7 protein-coding genes are annotated in these 8,903 nt (G+C 30.4%); 1 reads left to right on the forward strand and 6 read right to left on the reverse strand.

Going from position 1 to position 8,903, the window contains the following annotated elements; all coding sequences use genetic code 11:
- Window positions 1-62: 62 nt before the first annotated feature.
- The 5 genes from GN138_RS14195 to GN138_RS14215 form a co-directional block, all read right to left on the reverse strand.
- Entirely contained in the window at window positions 63-452 is a 390-nt protein-coding gene (locus GN138_RS14195; RefSeq protein ID WP_157364663.1) for an ExbD/TolR family protein, read from the reverse strand.
- A 3-nt stretch (window positions 453-455) separates the two neighbouring features.
- The gene (locus GN138_RS14200) at window positions 456-1,151 is read right to left on the reverse strand and encodes a MotA/TolQ/ExbB proton channel family protein (protein ID WP_157364664.1); all 696 of its coding nucleotides are present in this window, start codon (window positions 1,149-1,151) and stop codon (window positions 456-458) included.
- A gap of 78 nt (window positions 1,152-1,229) precedes the next feature.
- Complete coding sequence (gene nhaD, locus GN138_RS14205) at window positions 1,230-2,621, reverse strand: sodium:proton antiporter NhaD (RefSeq protein ID WP_157364665.1); 1,392 nt, start codon at window positions 2,619-2,621, stop codon at window positions 1,230-1,232.
- Between the two features lie 14 nt (window positions 2,622-2,635).
- Complete coding sequence (locus tag GN138_RS14210) at window positions 2,636-3,862, reverse strand: Glu/Leu/Phe/Val dehydrogenase dimerization domain-containing protein (protein ID WP_317162763.1); 1,227 nt, start codon at window positions 3,860-3,862, stop codon at window positions 2,636-2,638.
- A gap of 60 nt (window positions 3,863-3,922) precedes the next feature.
- The gene (locus tag GN138_RS14215) at window positions 3,923-5,032 is read right to left on the reverse strand and encodes an anhydro-N-acetylmuramic acid kinase (protein ID WP_231743087.1); all 1,110 of its coding nucleotides are present in this window, start codon (window positions 5,030-5,032) and stop codon (window positions 3,923-3,925) included.
- 52 nt (window positions 5,033-5,084) lie between these two features.
- Here GN138_RS14215 and GN138_RS14220 point away from each other — a divergent pair, with 52 nt between their 5' ends.
- Window positions 5,085-6,227, forward strand: a complete 1,143-nt coding sequence (locus tag GN138_RS14220) for an acyl-CoA dehydrogenase (RefSeq protein WP_157364667.1) — start codon at window positions 5,085-5,087, stop codon at window positions 6,225-6,227.
- A 53-nt stretch (window positions 6,228-6,280) separates the two neighbouring features.
- Here GN138_RS14220 and GN138_RS14225 read toward each other — a convergent pair whose 3' ends face one another.
- Complete coding sequence (locus GN138_RS14225) at window positions 6,281-8,728, reverse strand: helix-turn-helix domain-containing protein (protein WP_157364668.1); 2,448 nt, start codon at window positions 8,726-8,728, stop codon at window positions 6,281-6,283.
- Window positions 8,729-8,903 lie beyond the last annotated feature (175 nt).

The following is an 8,903-nucleotide window of genomic DNA, read 5'->3' on the forward strand; positions in this document are numbered from 1 at the left end:
TATACCTATTAAGTAGTTTAACCTATTAGATAATAATTTATTCTCAATAACGATGCCGTTATTTACGGCTGCACAGCTAATATTACTTTAAATTTGTTTCTATTGGCTATATCCATCACCTTTACTACATTTTCTACTGGTACGGATTTTTCTGCACGTAAAACAATTGTAGGTGCATCTTGATTAGCAAATATGGCTAATAACTGTGTTTCTAACATCGCTTCACTTACACGTTTCTGGTCTATATAATAGGTCAAATCCTTTTTGATACTTACTGCTGTTGATTTTTTATTTTCTGTTTTACCACTTGCTTTAGGTAAAACAATATCAATAGCATTAGTACTTACCAATGTAGACGCTATCATAAAAAAGATTAATAACAAGAATACAATATCCGTCATTGACGCAAAATTGAATTCTGGTGTTATTTTATTTCGTCCTCTAATATTCATAAATTAGATAGGTTCGTTTAAGTGATCTAAAAATTCAATAGAATTAGCTTCCATTTGGTATACTACTTTATTAGTCTTACCAACAACGTGGTTAAATGCTACATAAGCTACAATACCTACAATTAAACCACCAACGGTTGTTGTCATTGCTGTATATAAACCACTTGCTAAAACATCCATTTGTATAGTTCCTCCTGCATTTGCAAGTTCAAAAATTGAGATAATCATACCAACTACAGTTCCTAAGAAACCAATCATTGGTGCCACACCAGAAATGGTTGCTAAAACATTTACATTCTTTTCTAGATTATAAATTTCTAAACGGCCTGCATTTTCAATTGCTGTATTAATATCATCTAAAGGTTTACCAATTCTTGTAATTCCTTTATTAATTAATCTAGAAACTGGGGAGTTTTGTTGCGCACATAACATTTGTGCTGAGTCAATTTTACCATTACTTACATGGTCTTTTATTTGATTCATAAAATTAGAATCGACCTTAGAAGCTGCTTTAATCGCAAAAATACGTTCAAAATAAATGTATATGGCTAGAATAAGGAGTACAAATAAAATAAGAATAATGACTATTCCTGAAGTTCCTCCACTTGAAATCAATTCTATTATAGACAACGTTTTTTCAACTGGTTCGCCTTCAGCTAAAACATCTATTTCATCTTGAATAGCACTTAATGATATCATACTAAATTATTTAATTTTTAAGTTGTTGTTTTAATAACGTTAAGTTTTTAACTTAAGTATAATTGTGTGTTTTCTATGTTAAAAAATTGCTCTTGTTACCATAAAAGCAGCAGCACCAGCAATAAAACCAACAAATGCTAACCAAGATATTTTCTTTAAATACCAGAAGAAATCTATTTTTTCCATTCCCATTGCTACAACTCCTGCAGCAGAACCAATAATTAACATACTTCCACCTGTACCTGCAGAGTAAGCAATAAAGTGCCAAAGTTCGTTATCTATAGGTTCTGAGAACATACCTAAACTAGCAGCAACCAGAGGTACATTATCTATTACAGCAGAACCAATACCTAATAATAATACTACTAGATCAGAAACCCCTTCATGATGTAATTCTGTTCCTAACATTGGCATGCTTTCTTGTAAAGATCCTGCAAAGCCAAACAAAATTCCTAGAGATTCTAATGCGGCAACTGCCATTAAAATACCCAAGAAAAATAAGATACTTGGCAATTCTATTTTTGATAATGAATAGTGAACAGGACTATGACTAGCGTGAGAATCATGTTCATCTGAGCCAACCCCTGATATAGCAAACTTAGAATTACTATATACTTCTGCAAAAATTGCTACCACACCTAAAGAAAGCATCATACCTACATATGGTGGTAAATGTGTTACTACTTTAAAAATTGGCACAAAAATAATAGCACCTAATCCTAGAAATAACATTGTAGAACTAAACTTACTTTTTGTTTTTCCATCAGATTCTTGTAATTCTAAATCACCCTTAAACGGTTTTAAAAACGATGCAATTAAAGTTGGTACAACCATACATAATAAAGATGGAATAAATAAATATGATAATAATTTACCTGTAGAAACTTTGTTACCAATCCATAACATTGTTGTTGTAACATCACCAATAGGTGACCATGCACCACCTGCATTGGCAGCAATAATAATTAGACCTGCATACCAAATTCTAACATCTCTTTCTTTAACAATTTTTTGAAGAATAGAGATTAATACAATAGTAGCAGTAAGGTTGTCTATAATAGCAGAGAGGATAAAGGCTAAGATAGCAAACATCCATAATAGTTTTTTTCTACTATTGAACTTTACAGCATTTTTTATTGTAGAGAACCCATCGAAATAATCAATGATTTCTACTATGGTCATTGCACCTAAAAGAAAAACAAGAATTTCAGCGGTCTTACCTAAATGGTGTAGTAAGGTTTCTTCCATTAAATGCATTTTTTCTTCATGCGGAAGTAAACCAAAGTTTTCCATTAAACTATGTTGAGCAGAATTAAACCACTGACCAAAATCATCAATACCTAAAGAAATTAACGCCCAACTAATAGCCATCATTACTAATGCCGGAATTAATTTATCGATTTTAATATTATGCTCTAACGTTATGGCCAAATAGCCTAATACAAATACAAGAATTATTACTGTTTCCATTATAAGGGATTTTATTAAATTAGTTGTCTAAGGGCAATTTCAAAAGCTGTTTCGCTTATGCCTGTTTTTTTGGGATTATTATTATGTACTGTTTGTAATGCTTTTTTTATAACTTCTGATGTATCGTTAAAAATGGCTTCATCTGTCATTTGTACTTTACGTTCCATAAAGTATGCAAAGACCCTTGCCATTCCACAATTTGATATAAAGTCTGGAATTAAACTTACCTTTTGATCCGTATCTTCCATAATTGAACCAAAAAATATTTCTTTATCTGCAAATGGCACATTAGCACCACAAGTAATTACTTCTAAACCTGTAGAAATCATTTGATCTATTTGATTCTGAGTTACTAACCTAGAAGCTGCACAAGGCGCAAAAATTTCTGTTTGCAATGACCATATTTTTTCATTAATCTCTTCAAAAGGAATTAATGAATCTGCAATAAGTGTATTACCATTTTTATTAAGATATAAATCCGTGATTTGCTTAAACGAAAATCCATCTTTATTTATTAAACCACCAACTCTATCTATAATGCCAACAACTTTTGCTCCCATTTGAGCAAAATAGAAAGCTGCAGCAGCACCAACGTTACCAAAACCTTGTACAACTACCCTTTTTCCTTTAATTGAACTATCATTGATATCGTAAAAATGTTTTGCAGCTACAGCAACACCATAACCCGTAATCATATCTGCAACTGTATATTTTTTGCTAACATCTGGAGAATACTCTGGGTTTTCTATAACCTTAATTACACCTTGTCTTAATTGACCAATTCTATTAATTTTATCTGCAATGGTAGGTTTAAAGTGACCTTCAAAAACACCTTCTTGCGGATGCCAAACCCCACTTTCTTCTGTAATAGGAATTACCTCGTGGATTTCATCTACATTTAAATCTCCACCTGTACCATAATAACTTTTAAGTAAAGGTGAAACTGCAGCATACCAACGTTCTAAAACTCCTTTTTTTCTTGGGTCTTGTGGATCAAAATTAATACCAGACTTTGCACCACCAATAGAAGGTCCAGATACGGTAAACTTAACCTCCATGGTTTTAGCAAGGGATAGTACTTCATTTCTATCTAAACCTTTACGCATTCTGGTTCCTCCTCCCGCTGCTCCTCCTCTAAGAGAATTTATAACTGTCCAGCCTTCTGCGTCTGTTTCAGAATCATTCCAATGGAATACAATTTCGGGGCTTTTATTTTCGTAGGTATGAAGTAATTCTTTGATCAATTTTTTGAGTTTAATTTCTTGTAACAAATATAAAAAACTAAAACCTCTTAATGTTAATTAAAGTTGATTTTTAGGCATTAAAATTTTTCCTGAAGAATGATCTCTATTTGCGCCTGTTACACTCCTCAAACAATTCACTTCATTTCGCTCTTTTAAGACACCTAATAACCCAAAAATTAATGCTTCTTTAAATTCTACGATTTCATTATCTGGTATTATAATTTTTGAATGTGAATAATATTTTATTCTATGCATTAGAAATTCATTGTAAACACCACCTCCTGTGACCAAAACTTTTGAATTTTTTAGATTTAAAATTTTTGAAATTTGAATAGCTATATGTTCTATAAAGGTTCTTAAAACATCTTTAATTTGAAGCTTAAAAGAGTCTATTAATGGAATAACATTTATATCAACCCATTCTAAACCTAAGGATTTTGGAGGTTCTTCAATGTAAAATTGAAGTTGATTAAGTTCTGCTAATAATGACTCATTTATTTTTCCATTTGAAGCAAGTTCCCCTTTATCATCATATTCTAAATTAATTTTAGAAACATAATAATTTAAAACAATGTTTACAGGACAAATGTCAAACGCTATTCTTACATCATTCAATCTGTAAGAAACATTGGCAAAACCTCCTAAGTTTAAACAATATTCAAATTCACTAAATAAAAGTTGATCACCTATAGGTACCAAAGGCGCTCCTTGTCCACCAAATTTTACATCTTGAACTCTAAAATCACAAATAACTTTTTGATTTAATTGATCTGCTAAAATTTGATTATTTCCAATTTGGTAGGTTAAACCTCTTTCTGGTTGGTGTAAAGCCGTATGGCCATGAGAAGCAATAAAATCAATTGCCTGCAAATTATGCTCATCTATAAAATTAGAAATAACCAAAGCTAAATATGAAGAATACTCCAAATCAATTTCTTTTAACTCATCCGAATTCAGTGCTACTAATTGGCTCAGTCTAATTTTCCATTCTTTTGGATATTTTACGGTTTTGGCATCACTAATATTAAACATCCATTTATCGATTAATGAAAAATTCACCTTAATAATATCAATCCCATCTAATGAGGTGCCAGACATTAATGCAATAATATTGTAATTAGATTTTATCATATTAGTAAAAATAATATTACCTATTGAAAATACCATAAGAAAAAATTATATTTGCTTGAATTTTTTATTAAATCAACAATTTATAAATATGAACTTTAGTTTAACAGAAGAGCATTTAATGATACGTGATGCAGCGAGAGATTTTGCACAAACAGAATTACTTCCTGGTGTAATTGAACGTGATAATGCTCAGAAATTTCCAGATTCGTTAGTAAGAAAAATGGGCGAATTAGGATTTTTAGGTATTATGGTAGACCCAAAATATGGAGGTAGTGGTATGGATACTATTTCTTACGTGCTTATTATGGAGGAATTATCTAAAATAGATGCCTCTGCTTCAGTAATGGTCTCTGTTAATAATTCTTTAGTCTGTTACGGGCTTGAAGCTTTTGGAAGCGAAGCACAAAAACAAAAGTATCTTACAAAATTAGCAACTGGAGAAAGTATTGGTGCATTTTGCTTAAGTGAACCAGAAGCAGGTAGCGACGCTACTTCACAAAGAACTACAGCAATTGATAAAGGTGATTACTATTTAATTAACGGAACGAAAAATTGGATTACAAATGGTGGACGCGCCGATTTCTACTTAGTAATTGCACAGACCGATAAACATAAAGGTTCTCATGGCATAAATGCCTTTATAGTTGAAAAAGGGACACCAGGATTTGATATAGGACCAAAAGAAGATAAATTAGGAATTAGAGGAAGTGATACACATACACTTCAATTTAACGATGTTAAAGTACCTAAAGAAAATAGAATTGGTGATGATGGTTCTGGTTTTAGATTTGCTATGAAAACACTTTCTGGTGGACGAATTGGTATAGCTGCACAAGCATTAGGTATTGCATCAGGCGCTTATGAACTGGCTCTTAAATATTCTAAAGAGCGAAAAGCATTTGGTACAGAAATATGTAATCATCAGGCTATTGCATTTAAATTAGCTGATATGTATACAGAAATTGAAGCGGCTAGAATGTTAGTGTTGAAAGCTGCTTGGGATAAAGACCAAGGTAATAATTACGATAAATCTAGTGCAATGGCAAAATTATATGCTAGTAAAGTTGCTATGGAACAAACCGTAGAGGCTGTGCAAATACATGGTGGTAATGGTTTTGTAAAAGAATACCATGTGGAGCGATTAATGCGTGATGCTAAAATTACTCAGATATATGAAGGTACTTCAGAAATTCAAAAAATTGTAATTTCTAGAGGATTAATTAAAGAATAGTTTACTTTAAATTAATAATAATGTAAAAGCTTCAAATTAACTTTTGAAGCTTTTTAGTTTTCAGAAAGTTCATTTATAACTAAGCGCAATTCACTATAAGAATATTTATCATCTAATTGCTGTTTTAAATCGGTAAGATTTTCAAAAATTTTAGTTGGTATTAGCTCTTTAAGTTCTTTATAATGTTTAGCATCTATTAAATCAGTTACTTTAACTTCTCCAGAAGAAATAAAACTAGACAAATGACCTAATATAGTATTCTCCGTTAAGTCACGAATTGTAGCAATTTCTTTAATGGTTTTTTCTTCTTGAAAATATTTTAAAGACTCTAATTTGGTATTGCCAACTTTCTTTTTAGGTTTAATTATATCTAAAATGTTCTCTTTAGATTTAGTATCAATATTATTTTCCTCACAATACGAAATAATCACATTTAATATTTCGGTGCCATATTTTTGAATTCTTGTTTTACCCATGCCATGGATTTGTTGTAATTCTTTCTTATTTATTGGTAGAATTTCACACATAGCATACAAAGACTTTTGGGTAAAAACTTGAAAGTGAACTAAATCTTCTCTATTTGCAATTTCATTTCTTAATTCTCTTAATAATTCAAATAGCTCAACATTAGTAGTACCATCTACTACTGTTTTTCTTTTCCTTGTAGGTTTTTCTTTTCCTAAAAAAACGGCCTGAACCCTAAGTTTTAAGAATTTCTCTGTAGTAAATCCATCTTTTAATCCTTCAAAAAATAATGCTTTACTGGTAAAGTTATCTTCTAATGCATCTAAATGTTTGTCTAAATCCTTTTCGATTGCTTTATTATCTGTAGTTACTGATATTCTTTTAAATGATTCTACAAATATATTTTTTGTTTTATCACGGAAATAAATCAATGCCTTATTAAACCTTTCTTGTATATGAGAGTTAACTTCTGGTAATAGCTGTGAATCAGACAAGCAACTTAGTTGGTTATTAAAACTATTACTTACTTTTAATAAATTCGTTACAGTATCTTTAATAGTAATTAATGGCTCCTCAATATTGCCTTTAATACTACTTCTATTTTTATAATAGATATCTAACAAACGATTAATAGGAAATAGAAATTTATAATAATTAAAAATTTCAGATATTAATGTCAGTTGATAGTTGCGTTCAGATTCTAATAGAATAGACTCATTTGGTTGATTTTCTTCTGCCTTTTCGTTAAAAGAAATAACATTTTGATCACTAATTATTTGATTAGATTCTATTCTATTAGTTAAAACAAGTCCTTCTAAAGATTTACAACGACTTAGAGCAACATAAGTTTGTCCATGAGCAAAAGCTCCTTTCGCATCTATTATTGCTTTATCAAAAGTTAAACCCTGACTTTTATGAATTGTTATTGACCAAGCTAACCTCAAGGGAATTTGGGAAAAACTACCTATTTTTTCTTCTGAAATAGCCTTAGTTTCGGAATCTACATTATATTTAATATTCTCCCAAGTTTCAGCTTTAGTAATAATATTAAAATCATCCCCAGGACAATTAACTACTACTTCATCAATTGTTAATGAAATTACCGTTCCTATTTTACCATTAAAATAGCGTTTCTCTGGCGAACTATCGTTCTTTATAAACATAACTTGAGCGCCTTTCTTAAGAATCAATTCTTCTTTGTTAGGATAGGAATTTTCATAGAATTTACCCTCTACTATTGCCTTATAGCTATACTCATTACCGATAAGTTTTTCAAGTTCTTGTAAATTATTTTGTGTAGCCTTATTATTGTGTGTTGTGAGCGAAATATACCTATCATGTTTATTCGGAATAAAATCAGGTATATATCTTTTGTTTAGTTCCTTTACCGAATTATCACTTAACTTATTATTTCTAATTTCGTTTAAGATATTTATAAATATAGGATTATCTTGCCTATAAATATGTTTTAATTCAATTGTAATTGGGGAACTTTGCTGATAAGATATACTACTAAAAAAATAAGCATTTTTATAAAATGTTTTTAAAACTTGCCATTCGTAATCCTTAATAACGGGTGAGAGTTGGCTTAAATCTCCTATCATTAATATTTGAGCTCCTCCAAAAACTTCATTCCTATTTTTAAAACGTCTTAACGTTTTATCAATACCATCTAATAAATCAGCCCTAACCATACTAATCTCATCAATAACAAGTAAATCTAAAGATTTTATAATATCAATTTTAGTTTTACTAAATTTCCTATTAAATCTATTGGAAGTATTAGACAAGCTTTCATTAGGTAAAATAGGACCAAATGGTAACTGAAAAAAGGAATGTATAGTTACACCTTTAGCATTAATAGCAGCAACACCAGTCGGAGCCACAATAACCATTCTTTTATTAGTTAGAAGTTTTAATTTATGAAGAAAGGTGGTTTTTCCAGTGCCAGCTTTACCAGTTAAAAAGATATTCCTATTTGTTTTTGTAACAAAATTCCAAGCTAAATCAATTTCTTTATTTACTACCTTATCCATAATTAAAATAAACTATGAATATACTAAAACTATCGTTTAAATAACTATATTCACCAAAAACGGTATAAAAACGAAAAAACCCTTACTAGTTGTCTAGTAAGGGTTTAATTTAAATCGAATAAATCGATAAAAAAGGCGGCGACCTACTCTTCCACAGTCAAGCAGTACCATCGGC

Origin of the sequence: Winogradskyella endarachnes (assembly GCF_009741275.1) — a bacterium.
Classification (GTDB): domain Bacteria; phylum Bacteroidota; class Bacteroidia; order Flavobacteriales; family Flavobacteriaceae; genus Winogradskyella; species Winogradskyella endarachnes.

Bases quoted from the DNA above. Each gene is read 5' to 3' on its own strand.
- GN138_RS14220 (WP_157364667.1), top strand. From the start codon at position 5,085: ATGAACTTTAGTTTAACAGAAGAGCATTTAATGATACGTGATGCAGCG.
- GN138_RS14200 (WP_157364664.1), bottom strand. From the start codon at position 1,151: ATGATATCATTAAGTGCTATTCAAGATGAAATAGATGTTTTAGCTGAA.
- GN138_RS14195 (WP_157364663.1), bottom strand. From the start codon at position 452: ATGAATATTAGAGGACGAAATAAAATAACACCAGAATTCAATTTTGCG.
- GN138_RS14225 (WP_157364668.1), bottom strand. From the start codon at position 8,728: ATGGATAAGGTAGTAAATAAAGAAATTGATTTAGCTTGGAATTTTGTT.
- nhaD (WP_157364665.1), bottom strand. From the start codon at position 2,621: ATGGAAACAGTAATAATTCTTGTATTTGTATTAGGCTATTTGGCCATA.
- GN138_RS14215 (WP_231743087.1), bottom strand. From the start codon at position 5,032: ATGGTATTTTCAATAGGTAATATTATTTTTACTAATATGATAAAATCT.